The organism is Pseudomonas sp. RV120224-01b (genome assembly GCF_003208145.1).
GTDB classification, from domain to species: Bacteria; Pseudomonadota; Gammaproteobacteria; order Pseudomonadales; family Pseudomonadaceae; genus Aquipseudomonas; species Aquipseudomonas monteilii.
This window is the reverse complement of record NZ_QKMQ01000005.1, coordinates 254073-279931: the sequence shown is the minus strand read 5'-3', so window position 1 is coordinate 279931 and position 25859 is coordinate 254073. Positions and strand designations below refer to the sequence as shown.

The window sequence follows — 25859 nt, the reverse complement described above, 5'->3', positions numbered from 1 at the left end:
CCAGCTCTGGCGTGCCCTGGCCCTTTGCGCCTCTTCGTCTGCACATTGCTTCATAACAATCCATGACACTGCGGGCAAACCTGGCAGAGCAGACGAAAAGTGCTTCTAAACCGCCGCATTCGAGATCATACATTTGTACAAATCCATGCTCGAAAACCTGAACATTTAACAATTTTCAGTGCCGCCTAGGCGTTTTAGTCTCCTGTTCAAGCGTTGAACAATAATAACAGGAGACACGCAATGCCCATTCAGTCAGCGCATGATCCGCGCCTTAAACGATCATTGAAAACCCGACACATCAGCATGCTTGCCCTGGGCGGGGTAATCGGTGCCGGCCTGTTCGTGGGCTCCAGCGCTGTCATCGCCTCAACCGGCCCGGGTGCGTTCCTCACCTATGGCATCACCGGCATCATCGTCGCCCTGGTCATGCGTATGCTCGGTGAGATGGCAGCGGCACATCCCACCAAAGGTTCTTTTGTTGACTACGCCCGAATGGCGTTCGGCCGGCCGGCGGGGTACATGACCGGCTGGCTGTACTGGTATTTCTGGGTCATTGTCGTCGGTTTTGAAGCCGTGGTTGGCGGCCAGATCATCAATGGCTGGTTCCCGGATATTCCGGTCTGGGTCATTGCGCTGGGGCTCATGATCAGCATGACCTTGCTGAACATGATGTCGGTGCACTCCTTTGGCGAGGCCGAATACTGGTTCGCCGGGATTAAAGTCGCCGCTATCGTCGTGTTCCTGCTGGTGGCGGGCGCGTACGTGTTCCATCTGTGGCCGAACTCGACTGCCACGTTTGACAACCTGACCCAGCACGGCGGCTTCTTGCCCCACGGTGTTGGTGCACTGTTCACGGGTGTCGTCGTGGTCATTTTCTCGATGACAGGTGTCGAGGTCGCGACACTCGCCGCGGCAGAATCGGAAGACCCTACCCGCAACATCCGCAAGGCCGTGAACACCGTCATGCTGCGCATCCTGGTGTTCTTTGTGCTGGCTACGTTCTTCATCGTTGTCGCCCAGCCGTGGACCAGCCTGACCCCAGGCAAATCGCCCTTCGTGACCACACTGGAGCACATTGGCATTCCCGGTGCTGGCGAGATGCTCACCGCGGTCATTCTGGTTGCCGTGCTGTCGGTGCTCAATGCCGGCCTCTATACCTCTTCACGCCTGCTGTTCGTCCTGGCGTCCAATGACGAGGCACCTCGCTGGATTGCTGGCGTGAACAAAAAAGGTGTGCCGGTTCGTGGCGTGCTTGCCTCCACCTTGGTGGGCTATGGCTGCGTCGTCATTGCAGCGCTGTGGCCGGATACGGTGTTCCAGTTCCTGATCAACTCCTCGGGCACGGTGTTCTTGTTTGTCTACCTGATGATCTGCTTGTCACAGCTCAAGCTGCGCCGCAAGTGGGTAGAAGAGGGCAGCCTGAAGTTCGCCATGTGGGCCCACCCATGGTTGCCGCTGCTGGTCACCGCCTCGATCATCGCCGTTCTGGTCAGCATGGCATTCGACCCCTCCATGCAAATGAGCCTCTTGCAGTGCGTGATTGCCATCTTCGCCATTGCTGCTTCTTACCTGGCACTGAGTCTCTCTCGCAAGCGTCAGCGAGCCGTCAAAGGCCAGCCCGTCACCACTGCCTAGTCAACAACGCCGTATCAGTACACCCCGGCCCCCGGGGCCCTCAATGGGAAGCCAACAGCATGTCAGCGAAATACGAATTGTCCCAGTTGCCCAACAAACCGCTGTGGTTCGCGCCAAGCCCGTTGCGTGAGCGACTGGACGGTGCGGTCCAAGCCGATGTCGTCATCGTCGGAGCCGGTTACACAGGGCTGTGGACGGCCTACTACCTGCTCAAGAGTGATCCTTCTCTGCGCGTAGTCCTGCTGGAGAAAAACGAAGTCGGTTTTGGCGCCTCCGGGCGCAATGGCGGTTGGGCATCGGCGATTTTCCCAATCTCGCTGCACCGCGTAGAGCAGTTGTATTCGCACAATGCGGCTCTGCATCTGCAGGCTGCAATGAACGAAACAGTCGATGAGATTGGCCGGGTTCTCGCCCTGGAAGGCGTGGACGCTGACTATGCCAAGCAAGGCTTCTTGTCGCTGGCGCGCAGCAAACCACAGATGGAGCGGGCGAGGGCAGCGGTGGAGTCTTCGGCACGCTTTGGTCTCCCCGATCAGTGGCGCGTGCTTGAGGCTGCTGAAGCCCAAACACGCATGGGTGCTCAAGAAACGCTGGGTGGCCTTTATACCGAGCATTGCGCGCTGATCCATCCCGGCAAGCTGGTCCGTGGTTTGGCGAAGCTGGTTGAAGGCCTGGGCGCGAAAATCTATGAGCAATCAGCTGTCACTCAGATGGCGCCGGGTGTGGTGCACACCGCCCATGGCTCGGTACGCGCTGAAATGACTGTGCGTGCCACAGAGGCATTCACTTCTCAGCAGCCCGGGCATTCGCGCTTCGTCATTCCGCTGTACTCGTTGGTCCTGGCCACCGAGCCACTGCCTGGCGATTTGCTGGCCAGGCTCAAACTCGATCACCGCATGGCCTTCAACGACATGCGCCACCTGCGTGTTTATGGTCAGGTGACGGCGGAGGGCAGGTTGGTCTTCGGTGGTCGCGGAGCACCCTACAACTGGGGCTCGCGTATGTCTGCCGAGGACGATTTGGTCGACAACATCCACGGCAAGATCTACGACACCCTGCTCGAGTTCTTCCCGGCGCTGCGAGATGCACGCATCACTCACCGTTGGGGCGGCGCGCTAGGCGTCTCGCGCGACTGGTGCCCGACTGTGAGCATCGATCGCAGTAAGCGCATGGCCTGGGCGGGTAACTATGTCGGTGACGGCGTAGCCACCAGCAACCTGGCCGGGCGTCTGTTGCGCAACTTCATTCTGGAGCGCGACGAAGAAATCAACACGTTGCCTCTGGTCAACCACCGCTCGCCATCCTGGGAGCGCGAACCCTTGCGTTGGTTCGGTATCAACAGCGGCCTCGCCGCAGCCTCGCTGAGTGATATCGAAGAACGCTTCACCCACAAACCTTCGCGTACCGCGATGCTGCTGGAAAAGCTCACCGGCGCCCATTGATAAGGAGAAAACCCTATGCCTTCGTTCACCATCATCAAGCACGCCGACATCAAGGCCTTGCCACTTAAACCAGCCGGCCAGCGTGCAGGGGCTGACAAGGGTGACCCACAGATCGCCATCCAGACGCTTGCTCCAGATGCAGTCGGTAATCTCGGTGTGTGGGAGTGCCAACCCGGTGGTTGGCCAGTTATCGAGCGTCCCGACACCGAGTTCACTTACATCATTTCCGGCAAAGCCCTGCTCACCGACAGCAGCACTGACGAAGTCGTAGAAGTGAACGGTGGCGACCTGATCATCCTGCCGCCAGGGTGGACTGGCCGCTGGGATGTTCTCGAGACTGTACGCAAGGTCTACGCAATCTACTGAAACATGAGTACGGCGAGCAAAAAACGCGCGCTACCGTAGTTACCCTTTGATGTGAGAAAGACAATGACCCAAACCATCATGAACTGGATCTGCGGCGCTCAAGCCGAGGCCACCAGCGGCCAGCAACTGCCGGTCTACAACCCGGCCACCGGCGTGGTCACAGGTCACGTGCAACTGTCGGCGCAGAAAGACGTGGATGCTGCCGTGGCATCGGCCAAGGCTGCCTTCCCGGCCTGGAGCAATCTGTCGCCGCTGCGCCGTTCGCGGGTGCTGAACAAGTTCCTGGCGCTGCTGAATGAGCACAAAGACGACCTGGCGCGCATGATCACCGCCGAACACGGAAAGGTCTTCACCGACGCCCAGGGCGAAGTGATGCGTGGCATCGAGATCGTCGAATTCGCCTGCGGCGCGCCGCAGCTGCTGAAAACCGATTTCACCGATCAAGTCAGCACCAACATCGACAACTGGACCCTGCGTCAGCCGCTGGGCGTGGTCACTGGCATCACCCCGTTCAACTTCCCGGTGATGGTGCCGATGTGGATGTTCCCGGTCGCCCTGGCCACCGGCAATACCTTCGTGCTCAAGCCAAGCCCGCTGGACCCGAGCCCGAGCCTGTTCATCGCCGAACTGCTCAAGCAAGCCGGCCTGCCTGATGGCGTGTTCAACGTGGTGCAGGGCGACAAGGACGCGGTCAACGCCTTGATTGAGCACCCGGATGTACAGGCTGTTTCGTTCGTGGGCTCGACCCCGATCGCCAACCACATCTATGAAACCGGCGCCCGCCATGGCAAGCGCGTCCAGGCACTGGGCGGCGCGAAAAACCACCTGGTAGTGATGCCCGATGCCGATATCGATCAGGTAGTCGATGCCCTGATCGGTGCGGCGTACGGTTCGGCCGGTGAGCGCTGCATGGCCATCAGCGTAGCGGTATTTGTCGGTGATGATACCGCTGAAAAAGTCATGCCCAAGCTGATCGAGCGCACCCGTGAGCTCAAAGTGCTCAACGGCACCAACCTCGAAGCCGAAATGGGCCCGATCGTTACCCGTGCGGCGCTGGAGCGTATTACCGGTTACATCGAGCAAGGTGTAAAAGAGGGCGCGACCATGTTGGTCGATGGTCGTGGCTTCAATGGCCAGACCGCAGGCGAAGGCTGTGGCGATGGTTTCTGGCTGGGCGGCACGCTGTTCGACAATGTCACGCCAGGCATGCGGATCTACAAGGAAGAGATCTTCGGCCCGGTGCTGGCGTGCATGCGCGTGAAAGACTTCGCCGAAGCGGTCGACCTGATCAACGCCCACGAATTCGGCAACGGCGTTAGCCTGTACACCCGCGACGGCCACATTGCCCGCGAGTTCGGACGCCGTATCCAGGTGGGTATGGTCGGTATCAACGTGCCGATTCCGGTGCCGATGGCCTGGCATGGCTTTGGCGGCTGGAAGAAGAGCTTGTTCGGCGACATGCATGCTTATGGCGAGGAGGGGGTGCGCTTTTACACCAAGCAGAAGAGCATCATGCAGCGCTGGCCGCAAGCCATCGCCAAAGGCGCAGAGTTCGCGATGCCGACCAGCCATTAAGGCTATCGGTTAGCTGACGGAAAAGACCCCGCCCACGCAGCGGGGTCTTTTACATTGCGCCGATTTCAATCGATCAGCTTTGTGTTCTTGCCCGCCTGAATCGCAATCCAGAAACGTGCGATGCCACTGGTAGTGGTTGGCTTCAGCCCTGTGAGTTGCTCAACCAGCTTCAAACGATAAACAAGCGTTTGGCGGTGAATATCAAGGTCGAAAGCGGTTGCTTTCCAATTACCGTCGTTCTTCAGGAAGGTAATCAATGTGGTCAGCAGCGCTGCACCCTGGGTACGGTCGTGCTCAATCAATGGGCCCAGATAGCGACCTACCAATGCCCGTGCTTCAGGCATCGACTTGGGTGCCATGATCAACCCGGTTTCTGCCTCGCCATAGGCCAGGATTTCTTTTTCTATCTCCTGAGCCTGGGTAAGGGCGAGCCGGGATTGCCGGAAACTTTCCTTCAGGCCCGTTGCTGCGGAGATGGGCCCGCTAACGCCGATTACAGTGCCGGCACCAAGGTTGGTGCGCAATGCCTCAAATATTGATGGCTGATTTCGACTTAGCGCCATCAACAGTCCGCTCTCGACAAACAGCAATGGCGTTAGCGCGTGCAGGGCAGGGCAGTGATGAATATCTTCGATTGACCATGGGCCGGCTTGCCCTGGCAGTACCGCCAGACTTACCAATGTGCCTGTGAGCCCATGACGCTCCAGCATTGGCAACGCTAAAGCAAACTCGGTTGTACTGTCGACCAGGCTGCGGAGCAGCGATGCACCTTCTTCGCGTTGCAGGTCGCGCTGGATCATCAGTCGCTCCAGTTCGACACCCAGCAAACCGGCCAATGACCTCACCAAAATGGAGTCATCGGCCGAACGCCTGGCGCTGCTCGAGATAATGAGATTGGCGCGGGCTCGACCGCCGATCGGTATGCGTTCGATGTGATCGACATCGTCTGGGGATAGGGTTTGGGCTTCGACAATCTTGAGCCCACTGACGGCGTCTTCGATTGTCAGGCTCATACCCAAAGCATTGGCGAGAATCGATAGCCTACCAGCCATTTCTGGCTGCTTGCGCAGTGCTTCTGCGTAAGTCTGAAACAGCCGTTCACTGGCGTTAAACCGCTCCCTCTGCGCCTGCAGCACGCTTTCAATAACCTGGTGCGAAAGCTTGACGAACTCCAGTTGGAAGCTCGCGCGCAGCACCGGAAAGTGCAGCCTGTCGGCAGCGTCTAGCAGTGCTTGTGTCAAGTCTGGGGCATCTTGCCTTGGCGCGATAACCAATGCGCCAGGGTTGCTTTGTACCAGTTGCTCCAGCCATTCGACCTGTTCCTGCGAAGTCTGTGGCAGGCCCACGCCGGTAGTCATCACCAGGTCACCCGGCGACACCCAGCGCCAAGGGTCGGGTAGGTCAACCGTATGCGCCCAGGTGATAGTCCGTCCAATGCCTGCCATGCCGGCGGCAACCTGCAGTTTCAGTGGATCAATAGCAATTAGATTTTGCACCGTCAGCATAGAAGCTCTCGTGTCACGAGGATAGAACAACGCAATCTGCACAGACAGGTGAGCGTTTACCGCAGTGTGCGATAGGGAGGCGGGAGAGTAAATCCAATAGTCAACGCCTTGACTGACGCCATTCCATTCATTAGGTGGCGGTCACAATGAGGACATCACACAGACAGAGACGACGAGCTATATCATATTTAACATAATATGCATTATAGGGTTACTAGATATTTCAAACGGCACCGTGGAGTGCCAGATGTTAAGCCAGCTCAAGCGCCTGGTTCATCCTTGCCGGCGAATTCGTTGACCCAGGTTAAGGTTGGGTACCTGTGCCTTGATTAAAATCCAGCCTACGCACCCTTACGGGGAATCTGGCATGACGATCATCGTAACCGGCGCTGCAGGCTTCATCGGCAGCAATCTCGTCCAGGCACTTAACCGGCGTAACGAAACGGAGATTATCGCCGTCGACGACCTGACCGATGGCGACAAATTCCGTAACCTGGCCGACAGTGAAATCGCTGATTACCTGGATAAGGACGATTTTCTCGATCGTTTTGCCCGTGGTCAGTTTGGCAAGGTTCGCGCGGTGCTGCACCAAGGCGCGTGTTCAAGCACCGTCGAGGCTGATGGTCGTTTCATGATGGACAACAACTACCGGTACAGCCATGAATTGCTTGTTTCTGCGCAGCGCCAGCAAACGCCGTTCTTATATGCGTCATCGGCAGCTGTGTACGGTGCAGGACGAGATTTTCGCGAACAGCGCGAATGCGAGCGACCGCTGAACGTTTATGGCTACTCCAAATTCCTGTTCGATCAACAGGTACGCCGACAATTGACTACAGCACGCAGCCAGATCGTCGGTTTGCGTTATTTCAACGTGTACGGCCCCCAGGAACAGCATAAAGGCGCCATGGCGTCAGTGGCCCTGCACTGCTTCAACCAGTACCAGGCCCAGGGAAAAGTGACGCTGTTTGGCCGTTATGGTGATTATCCCAGCGGTGGCCACCTGCGTGATTTCGTCTCTGTGGATGATGTGGTCAAGGTCAACATGTTCTTCCTTGATCACCCGCAATCAAGCGGTATCTTCAATGTAGGCAGCGGTCGCGCCCAGCCTTTCAATGACGTTGCGTTGGCTGTAATCAATCGGCTGCGTGAGCAACAAGACCAACCCCCGTTGTCACTTGAGACGGCCTTGCTCGAAGGTGTACTGGAGTACTGCGAGTTTCCGGATCATTTACGTGGCAAATACCAGTGTTTTACCTGTGCCGACCTCGAGCGCTTGCGCGCTGCCGGGTACAAGGCACAAACGTTGACAGTCCAGCAAGGCGTGGCCCGCTACTGCGACTGGTTGTTGGGTGTCCAGAGCCCGCCGCCTGCTCCATTCAAGCAAGCGGCGGAAGCTTAGCATTGCGAGAAAGTTGGATTAGGCGGCGATTTCTTCTAATGTATAGGTAGAAATTGGCTGGTGATTACCGTTAACTACACTAAATAGTCATTTAGCGTAGTTATATAAAAGGGCAGATAACTGCCCTCTCTTTGCCCTTACACCAACCCACCAAAACGTTTGTAGAAGCTTTCGTTAACATCCGGCAATGGTCCGTCTGCCGTCTCCAACGCTGCATTCAGCCATTCCTCCGCCTTGGCAAACACCAACCGGTAGAGGTTACGGCACAGCTGTCGTGCGGCCCTTCCCTCCCAGTCCCCTGGCAGTAACTCCTCTGGCAGTTGCGGGTCGCGCAACAGCAACCGGCGGTACTCGTGAATCAGCAGCGTGCGTGCCAGGAAGCAATCTTGCGCATCGAGCACTGTCTGCTCTTTCAACCCCTGCCACAGCGGCCTGAACAGCTGGATGAATTCGCTGTACTGTTGCCCCAGCTCTTCGATACGCCAGCTCTCCCGCACCTGGGCGCGCATGGCCTTGGAAGCGAGCACCTCCTGTGTGTGGGTTTCAAAGACGATGCTGTCGTCGCTGGCCTCGAGTTCGCGCAACGTGGCAGCCAGGTCGGCACGGTCTGCCCGTGGGCAACCCATCAGGTTCGGCGCCATTACGCCAAACCCCTGCCACTCCAGTTCTTCACGCAAGGCCTTGCGTTTACCTGCCTCCAGTTGCGACAGCAGCACCAGCGTCCACGCCCCGTCCCAAGCGGGTTGGCTTGGGCTGTAGACGCGTTTGAAGGCTTTCTCGAAGCGCCTGCGACCCGTGCCCGTCAGGCTGTAGTAGCTGCGCCGGCCAACCTTTTCTGCCGTGAGCCAGCCTTCTTTGGTCAGGCGAAAGATCGATGTGCGAATCAGCCGTTCATTGATGCCGATTGGCTCCAGCAGGTTGATCAGGCTACCTAGCCAAACGGTACCGCCGTGGGGCTCGATGGCATCGCCGTACAAGGTGATGATCAGGGAGCTGGCGCGGATCGGCGTCTGCTCCTGGAAGCGAGTGATCAAGTTGTTCAGTGGGGCGAGATTGCTCATGGGCGAACTGTGCGCGGATAAAGCACCGACTATACCTGTGCGGCGGGCCGCCTGGCCATTGCGTGACGCAACCAGGCTCATGCCGTCGCCTGGCCTTTGGGCCTGATACCTGTGTCTTCCATACGCAGCCGCCCTGCTTCAACCTCGGCCAGTGGCGGGCATTCGACCATGGTGTTCATGCAGCGCTGCGCCAGTTGCTGGTATTGCGCGGTGCCGCGCTGCTTCCAGGCCAGCTCCTGCTCGCTCAGGCGCCGTTTCATCTGGGCTGGCGAGCCCATTACAAGGTTTTGAGCCTCGCACTCGAAGCCGGCTTTGACGAAGCTGGCAGCCGCTACGATGCAGCGTGGTGCGATATGGGCACCATCCATCACCACCGCATTCATCCCGATCAAGGCATCCTCGCCCACTCTGCACCCGTGCAACACGGCGCCATGTCCGATATGCCCGTTGCGTTCAACCACGGTATCGCCGCCCGGAAAGCCATGCATTACGCAGGTGTCCTGCAGGTTGGCGCCCTCTTCCAGCACGATACGGCCGAAATCACCCCGCAGCGATGCCAATGGGCCTATGTAGCAACCAGGGCCAACGATGACATCGCCGATCAGCACTGCGCTGGGGTGTACGTAGGCTGATGGATGCACCACGGGCGTCAGGCCGTCCAGTCGATAACAAGGCATGGCAATACTCCTGAAATGATTTGAGATACCGTTACAGCTTGTATCACATTCAGCTTACCCGTCAATCGTGTATCGCTTCTCTCATGAGTGGCGAATCGTGAAAAATTTAGGCAATAACGATGATTAATAGCCAGATGAAGCGTTTAAGCGAAGGGTCATCGATGCCTGTTTCTGAAGTTTCGATACGAACAAAGAGATACATAAAACAATTTTTAGCATTGCATAATGGTATCGCATGATGCATATACTGGCTGCACTTGGTCGTGATCCAGCATCACGCCTTGCAAAAAAACAATTCCAAGAAATGCCGGCGCCACGATGTGCCGTGCGTGTAGCCAGAGGAACCCGACATGCCGCGATATCTCGATGTGCAGGCGCCCGAACGTGGCGTTCAGCTCATCACCTTGCAACGGCCTGAGGCCCTGAATGCCCTGTGCACCGAGCTACTGGCAGAGCTGGCTGCTGCCTTGCAGCTTGCCGGGGGCGACGAGCAGATACGCGCCGTAGTGATTACCGGTAGCCCCAAGGCATTTGCCGCAGGTGCCGACATCCGTGAGATGGCCGAGCGCGATCTGGTCGGCATTCTCAACGACCCTCGTGTAGCCCATTGGCAAACGATCGCCGCATTCGCCAAGCCGCTGATTGCCGCCGTGAACGGGTATGCACTGGGTGGCGGTTGCGAGTTGGTGATGTGTGCCGACATCGTCATTGCCGGTACTGACGCCCGTTTCGGTCAGCCGGAAATCAACCTCGGCATCATCCCCGGCGCTGGCGGCACCCAGCGGCTGTTGCGCGCTGTCGGCAAGCCGTTGGCCATGCAGATGGTGTTGACAGGTGAAGCGATCACCGCCCGCCACGCCCTGCAAGCCGGCCTGGTCAGCGAAACCACTCAACCGGAATTCACCGTGGAACGCGCCCTGCAGGTTGCCCGCAGCATTGCCACCAAGGCGCCCCTGGCTGTGCGCCTGGGCAAGGAGGCGTTACTGAAAGCCGGCGACACCGACCTGGCCAGCGGCCTGCGTTTCGAACGGCATGCGTTCACCCTGCTTGCCGGTACCGCCGACCGCGATGAAGGTATCCGGGCATTCCAGGAAAAGCGCCAGGCCCGTTTCCAGGGCCGCTGACCATTTTTCCCTCGACTGACGGAGCGAGTCTGTCATGACTTTCCAGCACATCCTGTTTTCCATCGAGGACGGCGTCGCCCTCCTCTCGCTTAACCGCCCCGAGCAACTGAACAGCTTCAACACCGCCATGCACCTGGAAGTGCGCGAGGCACTCAAGCAAGTACGCCAGAGCAGTGATGCGCGAGTACTGCTGCTGACAGGCGAAGGCCGTGGCTTCTGCGCCGGCCAGGACCTGTCCGACCGCAACGTTGCCCCAGGTGCCGAAATGCCAGACCTGGGCGAGTCCATCGACAAGTTTTACAACCCGCTGGTGCGCACGTTGCGCGACCTGCCGCTGCCGGTGATCTGTGCGGTCAACGGCGTGGCCGCTGGCGCCGGTGCCAACATACCGCTGGCCTGCGATCTGGTACTGGCTGCCCGCTCTGCAAGCTTCATTCAGGCGTTCTGCAAGATCGGCCTGGTGCCGGACTCTGGTGGTACCTGGCTGCTGCCGCGCCTGGTCGGCATGGCACGGGCCAAGGCCCTGGCCATGCTGGGCGAACGCCTTGGCGCCGAGCAGGCCCAGCAGTGGGGGCTGATCCATCGCGTAGTGGACGATGCCGCACTGCGTGATGAGGCCCTCACCCTCGCCCGCCAGCTTGCCACCCAGCCCACTTACGGTCTGGCCCTGATCAAGCGCGGCCTTAATGCCAGCTTCGACAATGGCTTCGATGAACAGCTGGAGCTGGAACGCGATCTGCAGCGTCTGGCCGGGCGCAGCGAAGACTACCGCGAAGGTGTGAGCGCCTTCATGAACAAGCGCACGCCAGATTTCAAGGGGTGCTGAACATGAGTGCACTCGCAAGCGATGTGCAGGTGGCGGTGATCGGTGCGGGTGCCATGGGGGCCGGCATCGCCCAGGTCGCGGCCCAGGCCGGACACCCGGTGAAACTGTACGACAACCGCCCAGGCGCTGCTGCCCAGGCTGTGGCCGGTATTGATCGGCAACTCACCCGGCTGGTGGAAAAAGGCAAGTTGCAGGCAGCCGAACACGAAATGATCCGCCTGCGGCTATGCCCGGTCGACACCCTTGAAGCATTGGCTGATGCCGGCTTGGTGATCGAAGCCATCGTCGAGAACCTGCAGGTCAAGCAGACGCTATTGCGTCAGCTCGAAGCCCTGTGCGCCGACGATTGCATACTCGCCAGCAACACCTCGTCGTTGTCCATCACCAGCCTGGCCGCCGGCCTTGCACGCCCGCAACAGGTAGTTGGCATGCACTTCTTCAACCCGGCGCCGCTGATGGCGTTAGTCGAAGTGGTGTCGGGCCTGGCAACCGAACCGGCAGTGGCCTCTTGCATCTACGATACCGCCCAGGCCTGGGGTAAACAGCCAGTGCACACGCGCTCGACACCGGGTTTTATCGTCAACCGTGTGGCGCGGCCTTTCTATGCCGAAAGCCTGCGCCTGTTGCAGGAAGGTGCAGCCGACTGCGCCAGCCTCGATGCACTGTTGCGCGATGCGGGTGGTTTCCGCATGGGGGCGTTCGAACTCACCGACCTGATAGGGCACGACGTCAACTACGCCGTCACCTGCTCGGTGTTCGATGCGTTCTATGGAGATTTCCGCTTCCAGCCTTCGCTGGTGCAAAAAGAGCTGGTGGATGCCGGACGCCTTGGCCGCAAGACTGGCCAAGGCTTTTATAGCTATGCCGAAGGCGCCGAACGGCCAGCACCTGCTGAACTGTGCAGCCTCACCAGCGCCGAAGCCTGCGTCATCGAGGGAAACTTGGGTGTAATGCAGCCACTGGTAGAGCGCCTGAGCCTCAATGGCATCGCCGTCACCCGGCGTGCAGGTAGCGGTGTGATCCGGGTCGGCGATGCCACCCTGGCACTGTCCGATGGCCGCCTCGCCAGCCAGCGCGCCCGTGAAGATGGCCTGCGCAACCTGGTGCTGCTCGACCTCGCACTGGACTACAGCACTGCCACGCGAATAGCCATCAGCTGGTCGGCGGACATCACCGAAAGCGCACGCGACCACGCCGTGGCCCTGCTGCAGCGCGCCGGGCTCAAGGTCACGGCGGTCGCCGACCTGCCTGGCCTGGTGGTGCTGCGCACCGTGGCAATGCTTGCAAACGAAGCCGCCGATGCCGTGCTGCAAGGTGTCGGCAGCGCCGCCGACATCGACCTCGCCATGCGCGCCGGCGTCAATTACCCCTGCGGCCCGCTGGCTTGGGCCGGGAATATAGGTATTGCCCACACCCTGCACGTGCTCGACAACCTGCAGCGCAGCTACGGCGAGAGCCGTTACCGCCCTTCCCTGTTGTTACGCCGCTGCGAAGCCAAAGGAGGCACCCTGCATGACTGAAGTGGAACTGGCACACGCCTGTGCCGACGCCATGTACGCCCGCGACCAAGCCACCCAGAGCCTGGGCATCACCCTGCTGGATGCCGGCCCAGGCAGCGCCAGCCTGCGCATGCCGGTTCGTGCCGACATGATCCAGGGTCATGGCACCTGCCATGGCGGCTTCCTGTTCGCGCTGGCCGACTCGGCATTTGCCTTCGCCTGTAACAGCTACGATGAGGCCACCGTGGCGCTGGGCTGCAGCATCGACTACCTGGCTCCGGCGTTGCGCGATGACGTGCTCACCGCCCGCGCCAGCGAGGTCAGCCGCAAGGGCCGTACCGGCCTGTACGACGTGCGCATCGATAACCAGCGCGGTGAGCTGGTGGCGATGTTCCATGGCAAATCCTACAAAGTGCGCGGCACCGTGCTGGCGCAGGAGACGCAAGATGAATGAACACACTCTGCCCGATGCCTTGATCATCGACGCCGTGCGCACCCCTATTGGCCGCTACGCCGGCGCCTTGAGCGGCGTGCGGGCCGATGACCTCGCCGCAATCCCGCTCAAGGCGTTAATTCAGCGTCACCCCGAACTGGACTGGAAAGCCGTCGATGACGTCATGCTCGGGTGCGCCAACCAGGCCGGTGAAGACAACCGCAACGTGGCGCACATGGCCAGCCTGTTGGCCGGGCTGCCACTCGAAGTGCCTGGGACCACCATCAACCGCCTGTGCGGTTCCGGCCTGGATGCCATCGGCAATGCAGCCCGCGCCCTGCGCTGTGGTGAAGCTGGGCTGATGCTGGCGGGTGGCGTGGAATCAATGTCCCGTGCGCCATTTGTGATGGGCAAGTCAGATCAGGCATTCGGTCGTGCCGCCGAGCTGTTCGACACCACCATCGGCTGGCGTTTCGTCAACCCGCTCATGAAAGCTGCCTACGGTACCGATTCGATGCCGGAAACGGCCGAGAATGTGGCGGAACAGTTCGGTATTTCGCGCACCGACCAGGATGCTTTCGCCCTGCGTAGCCAGCACAAGGCAGCGCAAGCTCAGGCCCGCGGCCGCCTGGCCCGGGAAATCGTGCCGGTCGAAATCCCGCAGCGCAAAGGCCCGCCCAAAGTGATCGAGCACGACGAGCACCCACGTGGCGATACCACGCTTGAGCAACTGGCCCGGCTCGGGACGCCTTTCCGTGAAGGTGGCAGCGTAACAGCGGGCAACGCCTCCGGGGTCAACGACGGCGCCTGCGCCCTGCTGCTGGCCAGTAGCGCGGCTGCCCGCCAACACGGCCTCAAGGCGCGCGGCCGTATCGTCGGCATGGCCGTGGCCGGGGTCGAGCCCCGGCTGATGGGTATCGGTCCGGTACCGGCAACCCGCAAGGTGCTGGAATTGACGGGTTTGTCGCTGGCCGACCTCGACGTCATCGAGCTTAACGAGGCCTTTGCGGCCCAGGGCCTGGCGGTGTTGCGCGAACTGGGCCTGGCCGATGATGACCCGAGGGTGAACCGCAACGGCGGTGCCATTGCCCTGGGTCACCCACTGGGCATGAGCGGTGCACGCCTGGTGACCACTGCCTTGCATGAGCTGGAAGAAACCGCCGGCCGCTACGCCCTGTGCACCATGTGCATCGGCGTTGGCCAGGGCATTGCGATGGTCATCGAGCGCCTCTGAGCGGATCAGACCATCTGCCTGTTACCCAACCGAACGCAGCCGTATATGCTGCGCTCATGACACTCACCGCACGGCCTGCAACCGGTGCCGCGCGGCGTACAAGAACAATTCGAGTGAAGCCATGAACATGTACCATGATGCCGATCGTGCCCTGCTGGACCCGATGGAAACCGCCAGCGTCGATGCCCTGCGTCAGCACCAGCTGGAGCGGCTGCGCTGGAGCCTGAAGCACGCCTACGACAATGTACCGCTGTACCGCAAGCGCTTTGCCGAGTGCGGCGCCCACCCCGACGACCTCAAAAGCCTTGAAGACCTGGCGAAGTTCCCCTTCACCGGCAAGAACGACCTGCGTGACAACTACCCCTACGGGATGTTCGCCGTGCCTCAGGAAGAGGTGGTGCGCCTGCACGCCTCAAGCGGCACTACAGGCAAGCCGACGGTGGTTGGCTATACGCAGAATGACATCGACACCTGGGCCAATGTCGTCGCCCGCTCGATCCGCGCGGCCGGAGGGCGTAAAGGTGACAAGGTGCACGTTTCTTACGGCTATGGGCTTTTCACGGGCGGCCTTGGCGCGCATTACGGCGCCGAGCGCCTCGGCTGCACGGTAATCCCGATGTCTGGCGGCCAGACCGAGAAGCAGGTGCAGCTGATTCGCGACTTCCAGCCTGACATCATCATGGTCACCCCCTCCTACATGCTCAACCTGGCTGACGAGATCGAGCGCCAGGGCATCGACCCGCACGACCTCAAGCTGCGGCTGGGCATTTTCGGTGCTGAACCCTGGACCGACGAGCTGCGCCGCTCGATCGAAGGGCGGCTGGGCATCAATGCCCTCGACATCTATGGCCTGTCGGAAATCATGGGCCCTGGGGTGGCAATGGAGTGCATCGAAACCAAGGACGGCCCGACCATCTGGGAGGACCACTTCTACCCCGAGATCATCGACCCGGTCACCGGCGCAGTGCTGCCAGACGGCCAGCTCGGCGAGCTGGTGTTCACCTCGCTGAGCAAAGAGGCGTTGCCGATGGTGCGCTACCGCACCCGCGACCTAACACGGCTGCTACCGGGCACCGCTCGCCCGATGCGGCGGATCGGCAAGATTACCGGTCGCAGCGACGACATGCTGATCATTCGCGGGGTCAACGTGTTCCCGACCCAAATCGAGGAGCAGGTGCTTAAAATAAAACAACTCTCTGAGCTTTATGAGATCCATCTGTATCGTAATGGCAACCTGGACAGTGTCGAGGTGCACGTGGAGTTGCGCGGGGAGTGCCAGCACCTCGATGACGGCCAGCGCAAGCAGGTGATCGGTGAGCTGAGCAAGCAGATCAAGACCTACATTGGCATCAGCACCCAGGTGCACCTGCAGCCTTGCGGCACGCTCAAGCGCTCCGAGGGCAAGGCCTGCCACGTGTTTGATAAACGGTTGGCCAGCTGATTCATTCGGCTGCCTTTTCGGCCCCGGCTCAGTCCGGGGCTTTTTTTTGCGTGTTGCATGCCCTCACAGGGGCTGCGAGATCCCTTCGGGGGACGGTTTTGCCCGCGACGGGGCCTGAAAGCGATACACAAATCTTATTTGATACACACAAAACAGTTTGACGTTATGTTTTGTATCGCTTACAAATGACTCATGCCTTAGCAGGAGTCGCAGCACATGTACGCACAGCTAGTGGAAACCGAAGTCAAGCGCGTCAAGTCGCTGGAAGAGATGTCGCCCGAAGAGCGCAACTTCCAGGAAAAGATCGACGCTGAAATCAAGATCGAAGCCAAGAACTGGATGCCCGAGGCCTACCGCCAGACCTTGATCCGGCAGATCTCCCAGCACGCCCATTCGGAAATCGTCGGCATGTTGCCCGAAGGCAACTGGGTCACCCGCGCCCCCAGCCTCAAACGCAAGCTGCAACTGATGGCCAAGATCCAGGACGAAGCCGGCCACGGCCTCTACCTGTACAGCGCCATGGAAACCCTGGGCGCCGACCGCGATGAAGAAATCGCCAAGCTGCACAGCGGCAAGGCCAAGTATTCGAGCATCTTCAACTACCCCACGCTCAGCTGGGCCGACATGGGTGCCGTGGGCTGGCTGGTGGATGGCGCCGCGATCGTCAACCAGGTGGTCTTGCAGCGCACCTCCTACGGCCCCTACTCCCGCGCGATGATCCGTATCTGCAAGGAAGAAAGCTTCCACCAGCGCCAGGGCTACGAAATCCTCCTGACCATGATGCGCCACGGTACCCAGGCCCAGTGCGACATGGTGCAGGACGCCATCAACCGCCTGTGGTGGCCCTCGCTGATGATGTTCGGCCCCAGCGACGAACATTCCCCGAACAGCGCCCAGTCCATGGCCTGGAAGATCAAGCGCCAGACCAACGATGAGCTGCGCCAGCGCTTCATCGACCAGACCGTGCCGCAGCTCGAACTGCTCGGCTGCACTGCCCCCGACCCGGAGCTGAAGTGGAACGCCGACCGCGGTCACTACGACTTTGGCGAAATCCAGTGGGACGAGTTCTACGAAGTGATCAAGGGCAATGGCCCGTGCAACCAGGAACGTGTCGCCACCCGGCGCAAGGCCATCGAGGACGGTGCCTGGGTACGCGAGGCCGCTGTGGCCTACGCGCGCAAGCAACAGAACAAGAACGCCGCCTGAGCGGCGATTGATGCGGAGATCGAAAATGTCTGTCTGGACCCTCTACGAAGTGTTCGTGCGCAGCAAGCACGGCCTTAACCACAAGCACGTCGGCAGTGTGCACGCCGCCGATGCCGCCATGGCCATCGAGAACGCCCGCGAGCTGTACACCCGCCGCAGCGAAGGCGTAAGCCTGTGGGTGGTGCCCTCGGCGCTGATCACCGCGTCGTCCCCCGACGAGAAAGACCCGCTGTTCGCCCCTTCGGACGACAAGGTCTACCGCCATGCCAGCTTCTACGAACTGCCCGACGAAGTCGGACACATGTGAGGTTGGCCATGCACAACGAAGCCCTTATCCCCTACCTGCTGCTGCTTGGCGACAGTGCCCTGGTACAAGGCCAGCGCCTTTGCGAGTGGTGTGGCCACGCCCCGGCCATCGAAGAAGAACTGGCCCTGATGAACGTCGGCCTCGACCTGGTCGGCCAGGCGCGCAATTGGCTGGAGTACGCCGCTGAGCTGCTGGATGACGGCCGCGACGCCGATGCCCTGGCCTTCCGCCGTGACGAGCGAGCCTACCGCAACCTGCTGCTGGTCGAGCAGCCTAACGGCGATTACGCCGTGACCATGACCAAGCAGTTCCTCTACGACGCCTGGCACTTCGCCCTGCTGCAGGGGTTGGCTGGCTCCAGCGATGAACGTATCGCCGGTATCGCCGCCAAGGCCTTGAAGGAGGTCACCTACCACCTGCGCCGCTCCAGTGAGTGGGTACAGCGTTTGGGTGGCGGCACGGAGGAAAGCCGCCAGCGCATGCTTGCCGCCATTGCGGCACTGTGGCGTTTCACGGTCGAGCTGACGGCTGGCAGCGACAATGAAGTGCAGCTGGCCAAAGCGGGTATCGCTGCCGACCCCGCCGCCGTGGGGGCAGCCTGGCTCAAGCAGGTGAGCGAAACCTTCGCCTCGGTCGAACTGCCGCTGCCAAAGGCTGCCAGCCACTTCTACCTGGACGGTCGCAAAGGCTTGCACACCGAGCACCTGGGCCTGTTGTTGGCCGAAATGCAGTTCCTGCCAAGGGCCTACCCCGATGCAACCTGGTGAGCTGATTGCCGGCGACCGGGGTGCGCGGGCGCTGCAAGGCGACGACCTGGCCCGGGCATGGGCGGTGCTTGGCCAGGTCATGGACCCGGAAGTGCCCGTGGTCAGCGTGGTCGACCTGGGGATCGTTCGCGATCTCGACTGGCGCGCCGGCCACCTGCACCTGGTGGTTACCCCGACCTACTCCGGTTGCCCGGCCACCGAGGTGATCGAAGGTGATATCCGCCAGGCGCTGGAACAGGCCGGTTTTGCCGCGCCAGACCTTGAGCGCCGGCTGACCCCGGCATGGAGCACTGACTGGATCAGCGAACTGGGCCGCGAGCGCCTTCGGGCTTACGGCATTGCGCCCCCCCAAGGCAGCGCCAGCAAGCGAAGCCTGCTGGGCGAAGTGCCCCAAGTGTGCTGCCCACAATGCGGCAGCGCCCATACCGAATTGCTCAGCCAGTTCGGCTCCACCGCGTGCAAGGCGCTGTACCGCTGCCGCGAGTGCCTGGAGCCGTTCGACTATTTCAAATGCATTTGAGCCGTGGAGAATGCCATGAGCCAGTTTCACAGCCTGACCATCAAGCAAGTGCGCAACGAGACCCGTGACGCGGTCTCGATTGCCTTCGACGTGCCCGAGCACCTGCAAGCGCAGTTCCGTTTCACCCAGGGCCAGTACCTGGTCATGCGTACCCGGCTGGACAACGAAGAAGTCCGCCGTTCCTACTCCATCTGCAGCGCTGTCCAGGACGGCGAGCTGCGCGTGGCCGTAAAACGCGTGCCAGGCGGGCGTTTCTCGGCGTTTGCCAATGATGTGCTCAAAGCCGGCCAGCAACTGGACGTGATGCCGCCATCGGGCAGCTTCTTCGTGCCGCTGGACCCTTCCCGCCACGGCAATTACCTGGGCGTGGCCGCCGGCAGCGGCATTACCCCGATCCTGTCGATCATTGGCACCACCCTGGACAGTGAACCGCACAGCCGCTTCACCTTGCTGTACGGCAACCGTTCCAGCTCTGGCGCGCTGTTCCGCGACAAGCTCGAAGACCTTAAAAACCGGTACCTCGACCGCCTGAACCTGATTTTCGTATTCAGCCGCGAGCAGCAGGATGTCGACCTTTACAACGGTCGCATCGACGCTGACAAGTGCGGCCAGCTGTTTTCGCGCTGGTTGGACGTTCCAGGCCTGGACGCGGCCTTCATCTGCGGCCCCCAGGCGATGACCGAGACCGTACGCGACAGCTTGCAGGCCAACGGCCTAAGCAAGGAGCGCATCCATTTCGAGCTGTTCGCCGCTGCCGGTAACGAAGCACGACGTGAAGCCCGCGAAGCGGCGCGCCAGGTGGACGCGGCGCTCAGCCACATCACCGTGATCAGCGACGGACGCGCGCTCACCTTCGACTTGCCACGCAACACCCAGAACGTGCTGGACGCCGGCAATGCCATCGGCGCCGAGCTGCCCTACTCCTGCAAGGCCGGCGTGTGCTCTACCTGCAAGTGCCGGGTGATCGAAGGCGAAGTGGAAATGGACAGCAACCATGCCCTGGAGGACTACGAAGTGGCGGCCGGGTATGTGCTGTCGTGCCAGACCTACCCGGTGAGCGACAAAGTGGTCCTCGATTTCGACCAGCTTTGAGACCGAGTCGCTTGCTTCGCGGGCGCGCCCGCTCCCACAGGGACCGCACAAAGGCGTAGAGCAACGCCATACCTGTGGGAGCGGGCAAGCCCGCGAAGAGGCCATCAGCGACACCGCAACACCCGCGTGACCTCAACAAAACAATTACAACACCCAGAGATCGCAACCCATGACACCCGAACGCATAGAAAGCATCGCCAACCACCCCGACTTCCAGCACCTGGTACGGCGCAAACGCCGCCTCAACGGCAGCCTGACCCTGGCCATGCTGGTGATCTACTACGGCTTCGTCCTGCTGGTGGCGTTTTCGCCCAGCACCCTCGGCCAGTCCCTCAGCGGCGGCGTGACCACCGTGGGCATGCTGGTGGGTGTGCTGATGGTGCTGCTGTCCTTCGCCCTGACCGGCATCTACGTGCACCGCGCCAACAACGTGCTCGACCCGCTCAACGAAAAGGTCAAGCAGGAGTGCGCACAATGAACTGGACAGCCATCTCGATGTTCATGGTGTTCGTCTGCTTCACCCTGCTGGTCACCCGCTGGGCTGCCCTGCGCACCCGCTCGGCCAGCGACTTCTATACCGCCGGCGGGGGGCTGACCGGCATGCAGAACGGCCTGGCGATCGCTGGCGACATGATCAGTGCCGCTTCCTTCCTGGGCATCTCGGCCATGATGTTCATGAACGGCTACGACGGCCTGCTGTATGCCCTTGGCGTGCTGGCCGGCTGGCCGATCATACTGTTCCTGATCGCCGAGCGCCTGCGCAACCTGGGCAAGTACACGTTCGCCGACGTGGTCAGCTACCGCCTGGCACAAACGCCGGTACGCCTCACATCGGCGTTCGGCACCTTGGTCGTTGCATTGATGTATCTGGTCGCGCAGATGGTCGGCGCCGGCAAGCTGATCGAGCTGCTGTTCGGCATCAGCTACCTGTACGCGGTCATGCTGGTCGGCGTGTTGATGGTGGCCTACGTCACCTTCGGCGGCATGCTCGCCACCACCTGGGTGCAGATCATCAAGGCCGTCATGCTGCTGTCGGGCACCAGCTTCATGGCCTTCATGGTGCTCAGGCATTTTGGCTTCAGCACCGAAGCCATGTTCGCCAGCGCCGTGGCCGTGCATGCCAAGGGGCAGGCGATCATGGCCCCGGGTGGCTTGCTGTCCAACCCGATTGATGCCATTTCCCTTGGCCTGGGCATGATGTTCGGCACCGCTGGCCTGCCGCATATCCTGATGCGCTTCTTCACCGTGAGCGACGCCAAGGAAGCACGCAAGAGCGTGTTCTATGCCACCGGCTTTATCGGCTACTTCTACCTGCTGCTGATCGTCATTGGCTTTGGCGCCATTGTCATGGTCGGTACCGAGCCGTCCTACCGCGATGCCACCGGCGCCATCATCGGCGGCGGCAACATGGTCGCCGTGCACCTGGCCCAGGCCGTGGGCGGCAACCTGTTCCTTGGTTTCATCTCTGCCGTGGCCTTCGCCACCATCCTGGCCGTGGTTGCCGGCCTGGCGCTGTCTGGCGCATCGGCCGTGTCCCACGATCTGTACGCCTGCGTGTTCCGTCAAGGCAAGGCCACCGAGCAGGAAGAAATGCGTGTGTCGCGTATCGCCACCCTGCTGATCGGCCTGCTGGCGGTGATCCTCGGCCTGCTGTTCGAGTCGCAGAACATCGCCTTCCTCTCCGGCCTGGTACTGGCAGTGGCTGCCTCGGTCAATTTCCCGGTGCTGCTGCTCTCGATGTTCTGGAAGGGGCTGACCACCCGTGGCGCGGTATGCGGCAGCATGGCTGGCCTGGTTTCGGCCGTGCTGCTGGTGGTGCTTGGCCCGGCGGTGTGGGTCAACGTGCTGCACAACGAAACAGCATTGTTCCCTTACAGCAACCCGGCGTTGTTCTCCATGAGCCTGGCGTTCCTCAGCGCCTGGGTGTTCTCGGTCACCGACAGCTCCGAGCGCGCCACTGAAGAGCGCGGCCGCTACCTGGCCCAGTTCATCCGCTCCATGACAGGTATCGGCGCCGCCGGCGCCAGCAAGCACTGACTTCAAGGACGAACAATCATGTCGGGTAAAACAACAACAATGAACCGCACGCACTTCATGTCAGCTGCCTGGCTGGCCACCCTCGCACTGCCATTGCCAGCGATGGCAGACTTCATCAGCGACAGCCACGCACGGCTGGAGCTGCGTAACCACTATATCAACCGCGACTTCCGCCAAAGCAATGCCCCGCAGGCCAAGGCCGAGGAATGGGGCCAGGGCTTTACCGCCAAGCTGGAGTCGGGCTTTACCGAAGGCCCGGTCGGTTTTGGCGTCGATGCCATGGGCCAGCTGGGTATCAAGCTCGACTCCAGTCGCGACCGCCGCAACACCGGCCTGCTGCCCTTTGGCCCGAACAGCCATGAGCCGGTCGATGACTACAGCGAACTGGGCCTGACCGGCAAGGTGCGCGTGTCCAAGAGCACACTGCGCCTGGGCACACTGCAACCCATCTTGCCGGTGGTGGTCTACAACGACACCCGCCTGTTGGCGTCCACCTTCCAGGGTGGCCTGTTGACCAGCCAGGACCTTGATGGCCTCACCTTCAACGCCGGCCGCCTGACCAAGGCCAACCTGCGCGATTCCTCGGGCCGGGACGACATTGGCTACGGCGCTGCTACCAGCGACCACCTGGACTTCGGCGGTGGCAGCTATGCCATCACCCCGCAAACCAGCGTCAGCTACTACTACGCCAAGCTCGAAGACATCTACCGCCAGCAGTTCGTGGGCCTGATCGATACCCGCCCATTGAGCGAAGGTGTGAGCCTGCGCAGCGACCTGCGCTACTTCGACAGCCGCAACGACGGCGCCGAGCGTGCCGGCAACATCGACAACCGCAACTTCAACGCCATGTTCACCCTCGGCGTGCGGGCGCACAAGTTCACCGCCACCTGGCAGCAGATGTCCGGCGACAGCGCTTTCCCGTTCGTCAACGGCGGCGACCCTTTTACGGTCAACCTGGTCACCTACAACACCTTCACCCGTGCCGGGCTGGACTCATGGCAAGTGCGCTATGACTACGACTTTGTGGCGATGGGCATCCCCGGGCTGAGTTTCATGACCCGCTACACCGACGGCCGCCACGCCGAAACCGCCACCGTCAGCAATGGCCGCGAGCGCGAACGCGACACCGACATCACCTACGTCATCCAGAGCGGCCCGTTCAAAGACGTGAGCCTGCGCTGGCGCAATGTCACTTTCCGTTCCGGCAACGGCCTGACCAATGCCGTGGACGAAAACCGCCTGATCATCGGCTACACCCTGGCGCTGTGGTAACAGCGCGCCCCTACATTTGAACAGCATGGAGAACAGCATGTCTGCCGCCCCTACCCTGCAAAGCTTCATTGCCGGCCGTTGGCTGGGCCAGCATGGCGCTCAGGCCCTGCGCAGTGCCCTCGACGGCCACGTGCTTGCCTACAGCCATGAAGAGCGCCCGGACTTCGCCGAAGCCGTGGACTACGCCCGAGCCCGTGGCCTTGCCAGCTTGATGGCCATGGACTTCCAGCAACGCGCCCAGCGCCTCAAAGCCCTGGCCTTGTACCTGGCCGAACGCAAAGAACAGCTTTACGCCCTGTCCCACCACAGCGGCGCTACCCGTGCCGACAGCTGGATCGACATCGAGGGCGGTAACGCCACGTTGTTCTCGTACGCGGGCATTGGCAGCCGTGAGTTGCCGTCGGGTAACCTGGTGCACGAAGGCCCTGCCATTGCGCTGGGCAAACAAGGCCATTTCGCCGGCAGCCACATTCTGGTGCCGCGTGCAGGCGTTGCGGTGCACATCAACGCGTTCAACTTCCCCATCTGGGGCATGCTGGAAAAATTCGCGCCGACCTTCCTGGCCGGCATGCCTTGTATCGTCAAGCCTGCGACCGCCACCAGCTACCTGACCGAAGCCGTCGTACGCCTGATGAACGCCTCCGGCCTGCTGCCGGAAGGTAGCCTGCAACTGGTGATCGGCAGCACAGGCGACTTGCTCGACCGCCTGCAAGGTCAGGATGTAGTGACCTTCACCGGCTCTGCCGATACCGCTGCCAAATTGCGCGTCACGCCGAACCTGATACGTAATTCGGTACCTTTCACCGCAGAGGCGGACTCGCTGAACTGTGCCATCCTCGGGCCGGACGTAAGCCCGGACAGCGAAGAGTTCGATCTGTATATCAAAGAGGTGGTGCGTGAAATGACCACCAAGGCAGGGCAGAAATGCACGGCCATCCGCCGGGCCATTGTGCCGGCCAGGCACATCGATGCCGTTGCCACACGCTTGCGCGAGCGCCTGAGCAAAGTCGTGGTTGGCGACCCCTCGCTGGAAGGCGTGCGCATGGGTGCCCTGGCCTCCCATGACCAGCAGCACGACGTGGCCGAGCGGGTGCGCAGCCTGCTGCAAAGCTGTGACCAGCTGTTCGGCGCCAGCGATGGCTTTGCCCCGCGCGGCGAAGGTGTGGCCGAGGGGGCGTTCTTCGCCCCGACCCTGCTGCAAGCCCGCGACCCGCACGCCGAAGGCGGCGCCCACGACATCGAAGCGTTCGGCCCGGTCAGCACGCTGATGGCTTACGATGACCTTGACGAAGCCTTGGCGCTGGCCGCACGGGGCAAAGGCAGCCTGGTGGCAACCCTGGTCACCGCCGACCGTAGCGTGGCTGCCAAGGCCATTCCGGTGGCGGCTGCCTGGCATGGTCGCCTGCTGGTGCTCGACAGCGAGGCCGCGAAGGAGTCCACCGGCCACGGCTCGCCACTGCCGCAACTCAAGCACGGCGGCCCTGGCCGGGCCGGTGGTGGTGAAGAGCTGGGTGGCCTGCGTGCGGTCAAGCACTACCTGCAGCGTGCCGCTGTCCAGGGCTCGCCGAGCATGCTCACGGCAGTCACCGGCGAATACGTACGCGGTGGCGAAGTGATCGAAACCGAAGTCCACCCGTTCCGCCGCTACTTCCAGCAACTGCGCATCGGCGAGTCGCTGCTGACCCACCGCCGCACGGTGACCGAAGCCGACCTGGTCAACTTCGGCTGCCTGTCGGGTGACCACTTCTACATGCATTTCGACGAAATCGCGGCCAAGGAATCGCAGTTTGGCAAGCGCATTGCCCATGGCTACTTCGTGCTGTCGGCGGCAGCCGGCCTGTTCGTGTCGCCAGGTGCCGGGCCGGTGTTGGCCAACTATGGCCTGGACACCCTGCGCTTCATCAACCCGGTGGGTATCGGCGACACCATCCAGGCGCGCTTGACCTGCAAGCGCAAGATCGACCAAGGCAAGACCAGCCCGTTGGGCCAGCCGCAGGGTGTGGTGGCGTGGGATGTGGAAGTCACTAACCAGCTGGGTGAACTGGTGGCCAGTTATGACATCCTGACCCTGGTGCTGAAGCAGCCCGAGTGATGGCTTGACCTCGCCGGCCACTTCACGGGTTCAACCGCGAAGTGGCCGGCAGCGTCACGTGTGGCATCATCGCATTGCCGCTGGATCCCCCACCGACTGGTTCGGCTTGCTCCCTGAAATCCGCCACGTCACGGCGGTAATCCCGTAGCGCTCGGCCATGGGCCGGCTGATCTTCCTGATCTTCTCGCGCCCGAACTTGGGAATGATGCCGATGCCCGCATCGCAACTTGCCCAATGCCAGGCCTCGGCATTGTCCAACCGCTCCAGACGAATGATGAAACTGCGCGGCTGGCCATGCAGTTGGTAATCGATGATGTACAGTTGTGGGCTAGGCATCGCAGGGGGCCTC

23 protein-coding genes and 1 pseudogene are annotated in these 25859 nt (G+C 61.4%); 20 read left to right on the top strand and 4 right to left on the bottom strand.

The window, feature by feature from the left end:
* Window positions 1-213: 213 nt before the first annotated feature.
* The 4 genes from N436_RS11325 (at window position 214) to N436_RS11310 (ending at window position 5018) form a co-directional block, all read left to right on the top strand.
* The gene (locus tag N436_RS11325) at window positions 214-1635 is read left to right on the top strand and encodes an amino acid permease (RefSeq protein WP_256589939.1); all 1422 of its coding nucleotides are present in this window, start codon (window positions 214-216) and stop codon (window positions 1633-1635) included.
* Between the two features lie 59 nt (window positions 1636-1694).
* Window positions 1695-3077 (top strand): FAD-binding oxidoreductase, encoded by a 1383-nt coding sequence (locus tag N436_RS11320; protein WP_110741048.1) that lies wholly within the window; start codon window positions 1695-1697, stop codon window positions 3075-3077.
* A gap of 15 nt (window positions 3078-3092) precedes the next feature.
* Window positions 3093-3443 (top strand): cupin domain-containing protein, encoded by a 351-nt coding sequence (locus tag N436_RS11315; RefSeq protein ID WP_105948184.1) that lies wholly within the window; start codon window positions 3093-3095, stop codon window positions 3441-3443.
* 63 nt (window positions 3444-3506) lie between these two features.
* A complete protein-coding gene (locus N436_RS11310; RefSeq protein ID WP_110741047.1) occupies window positions 3507-5018 on the top strand; it encodes a CoA-acylating methylmalonate-semialdehyde dehydrogenase in 1512 nt (503 codons plus the stop codon).
* A gap of 65 nt (window positions 5019-5083) precedes the next feature.
* On the opposite strand, the gene N436_RS11305 is transcribed toward N436_RS11310, so the two are convergent.
* Window positions 5084-6523 (bottom strand): PucR family transcriptional regulator, encoded by a 1440-nt coding sequence (locus N436_RS11305; RefSeq protein ID WP_110741046.1) that lies wholly within the window; start codon window positions 6521-6523, stop codon window positions 5084-5086.
* A 367-nt stretch (window positions 6524-6890) separates the two neighbouring features.
* Between N436_RS11305 and rfaD the strand changes: the two genes are divergently transcribed.
* Complete coding sequence (gene rfaD, locus N436_RS11300) at window positions 6891-7922, top strand: ADP-glyceromanno-heptose 6-epimerase (protein WP_110741045.1); 1032 nt, start codon at window positions 6891-6893, stop codon at window positions 7920-7922.
* Window positions 7923-8059: 137 nt separating this feature from the next.
* Here rfaD and paaX read toward each other — a convergent pair whose 3' ends face one another.
* Window positions 8060-8983, bottom strand: coding sequence for a phenylacetic acid degradation operon negative regulatory protein PaaX (gene paaX, locus N436_RS11295; protein ID WP_177410878.1), 924 nt, complete (start codon window positions 8981-8983; stop codon window positions 8060-8062).
* Window positions 8984-9060: 77 nt separating this feature from the next.
* Complete coding sequence (paaY, locus tag N436_RS11290) at window positions 9061-9660, bottom strand: phenylacetic acid degradation protein PaaY (protein WP_105948179.1); 600 nt, start codon at window positions 9658-9660, stop codon at window positions 9061-9063.
* A 350-nt stretch (window positions 9661-10010) separates the two neighbouring features.
* On the opposite strand from paaY, the gene paaF reads away from it, so the two are divergent.
* The 15 genes and pseudogenes from paaF (at window position 10011) to paaZ (ending at window position 25510) form a co-directional block, all read left to right on the top strand.
* Window positions 10011-10784: a 2,3-dehydroadipyl-CoA hydratase PaaF gene (paaF, locus tag N436_RS11285; protein WP_105948178.1), complete on the top strand. Its 774-nt coding sequence runs from the start codon at window positions 10011-10013 to the stop codon at window positions 10782-10784.
* Window positions 10785-10818: 34 nt separating this feature from the next.
* Entirely contained in the window at window positions 10819-11610 is a 792-nt protein-coding gene (gene paaG, locus N436_RS11280; RefSeq protein WP_110741043.1) for a 2-(1,2-epoxy-1,2-dihydrophenyl)acetyl-CoA isomerase PaaG, read from the top strand.
* Between the two features lie 2 nt (window positions 11611-11612).
* Window positions 11613-13130, top strand: coding sequence for a 3-hydroxyacyl-CoA dehydrogenase PaaH (gene paaH / locus N436_RS11275; protein ID WP_105948176.1), 1518 nt, complete (start codon window positions 11613-11615; stop codon window positions 13128-13130).
* The gene (paaI, locus tag N436_RS11270) at window positions 13123-13563 is read left to right on the top strand and encodes a hydroxyphenylacetyl-CoA thioesterase PaaI (protein ID WP_105948175.1); all 441 of its coding nucleotides are present in this window, start codon (window positions 13123-13125) and stop codon (window positions 13561-13563) included. The genes paaH and paaI overlap by 8 nt, the downstream gene beginning before the upstream one ends.
* On the top strand, window positions 13556-14776 hold the full coding sequence (gene pcaF / locus N436_RS11265; RefSeq protein ID WP_105948174.1) for a 3-oxoadipyl-CoA thiolase: 1221 nt from the start codon (window positions 13556-13558) through the stop codon (window positions 14774-14776). The genes paaI and pcaF overlap by 8 nt, the downstream gene beginning before the upstream one ends.
* Before the next feature lie 121 nt (window positions 14777-14897).
* Complete coding sequence (gene paaK / locus N436_RS11260; protein ID WP_104834707.1) at window positions 14898-16217, top strand: phenylacetate--CoA ligase PaaK; 1320 nt, start codon at window positions 14898-14900, stop codon at window positions 16215-16217.
* 216 nt (window positions 16218-16433) lie between these two features.
* Window positions 16434-17423: a 1,2-phenylacetyl-CoA epoxidase subunit PaaA gene (gene paaA, locus N436_RS11255; RefSeq protein ID WP_110741042.1), complete on the top strand. Its 990-nt coding sequence runs from the start codon at window positions 16434-16436 to the stop codon at window positions 17421-17423.
* Between the two features lie 25 nt (window positions 17424-17448).
* A complete protein-coding gene (gene paaB, locus N436_RS11250; protein ID WP_004374528.1) occupies window positions 17449-17730 on the top strand; it encodes a 1,2-phenylacetyl-CoA epoxidase subunit PaaB in 282 nt (93 codons plus the stop codon).
* An 8-nt stretch (window positions 17731-17738) separates the two neighbouring features.
* Entirely contained in the window at window positions 17739-18497 is a 759-nt protein-coding gene (paaC, locus tag N436_RS11245) for a 1,2-phenylacetyl-CoA epoxidase subunit PaaC (protein WP_110741041.1), read from the top strand.
* Window positions 18484-19017, top strand: coding sequence for a 1,2-phenylacetyl-CoA epoxidase subunit PaaD (gene paaD / locus N436_RS11240; protein WP_016715219.1), 534 nt, complete (start codon window positions 18484-18486; stop codon window positions 19015-19017). The genes paaC and paaD overlap by 14 nt, the downstream gene beginning before the upstream one ends.
* Before the next feature lie 15 nt (window positions 19018-19032).
* A complete protein-coding gene (gene paaE / locus N436_RS11235) occupies window positions 19033-20109 on the top strand; it encodes a 1,2-phenylacetyl-CoA epoxidase subunit PaaE (RefSeq protein ID WP_110741040.1) in 1077 nt (358 codons plus the stop codon).
* Window positions 20110-20278: 169 nt separating this feature from the next.
* Window positions 20279-20587 carry a DUF485 domain-containing protein gene (locus N436_RS11230; protein WP_016499671.1) on the top strand — a complete coding sequence of 103 codons (309 nt, stop codon included), beginning with the start codon at window positions 20279-20281 and terminating at the stop codon, window positions 20585-20587.
* Window positions 20578-22146, top strand: a pseudogene (locus tag N436_RS11225) (cation acetate symporter); the annotation flags it as partial. The gene N436_RS11230 and the pseudogene N436_RS11225, both read left to right, overlap by 10 nt.
* 39 nt (window positions 22147-22185) lie before the next feature.
* Window positions 22186-23418: an OprD family porin gene (locus tag N436_RS11220; protein WP_110741038.1), complete on the top strand. Its 1233-nt coding sequence runs from the start codon at window positions 22186-22188 to the stop codon at window positions 23416-23418.
* Between the two features lie 37 nt (window positions 23419-23455).
* Window positions 23456-25510: a phenylacetic acid degradation bifunctional protein PaaZ gene (paaZ, locus tag N436_RS11215; protein WP_110741037.1), complete on the top strand. Its 2055-nt coding sequence runs from the start codon at window positions 23456-23458 to the stop codon at window positions 25508-25510.
* A 66-nt stretch (window positions 25511-25576) separates the two neighbouring features.
* Here paaZ and N436_RS11210 read toward each other — a convergent pair whose 3' ends face one another.
* Window positions 25577-25846, bottom strand: a complete 270-nt coding sequence (locus N436_RS11210; protein WP_105948210.1) for a DUF6555 family protein — start codon at window positions 25844-25846, stop codon at window positions 25577-25579.
* Between the last annotated feature and the right edge of the window lie 13 nt (window positions 25847-25859).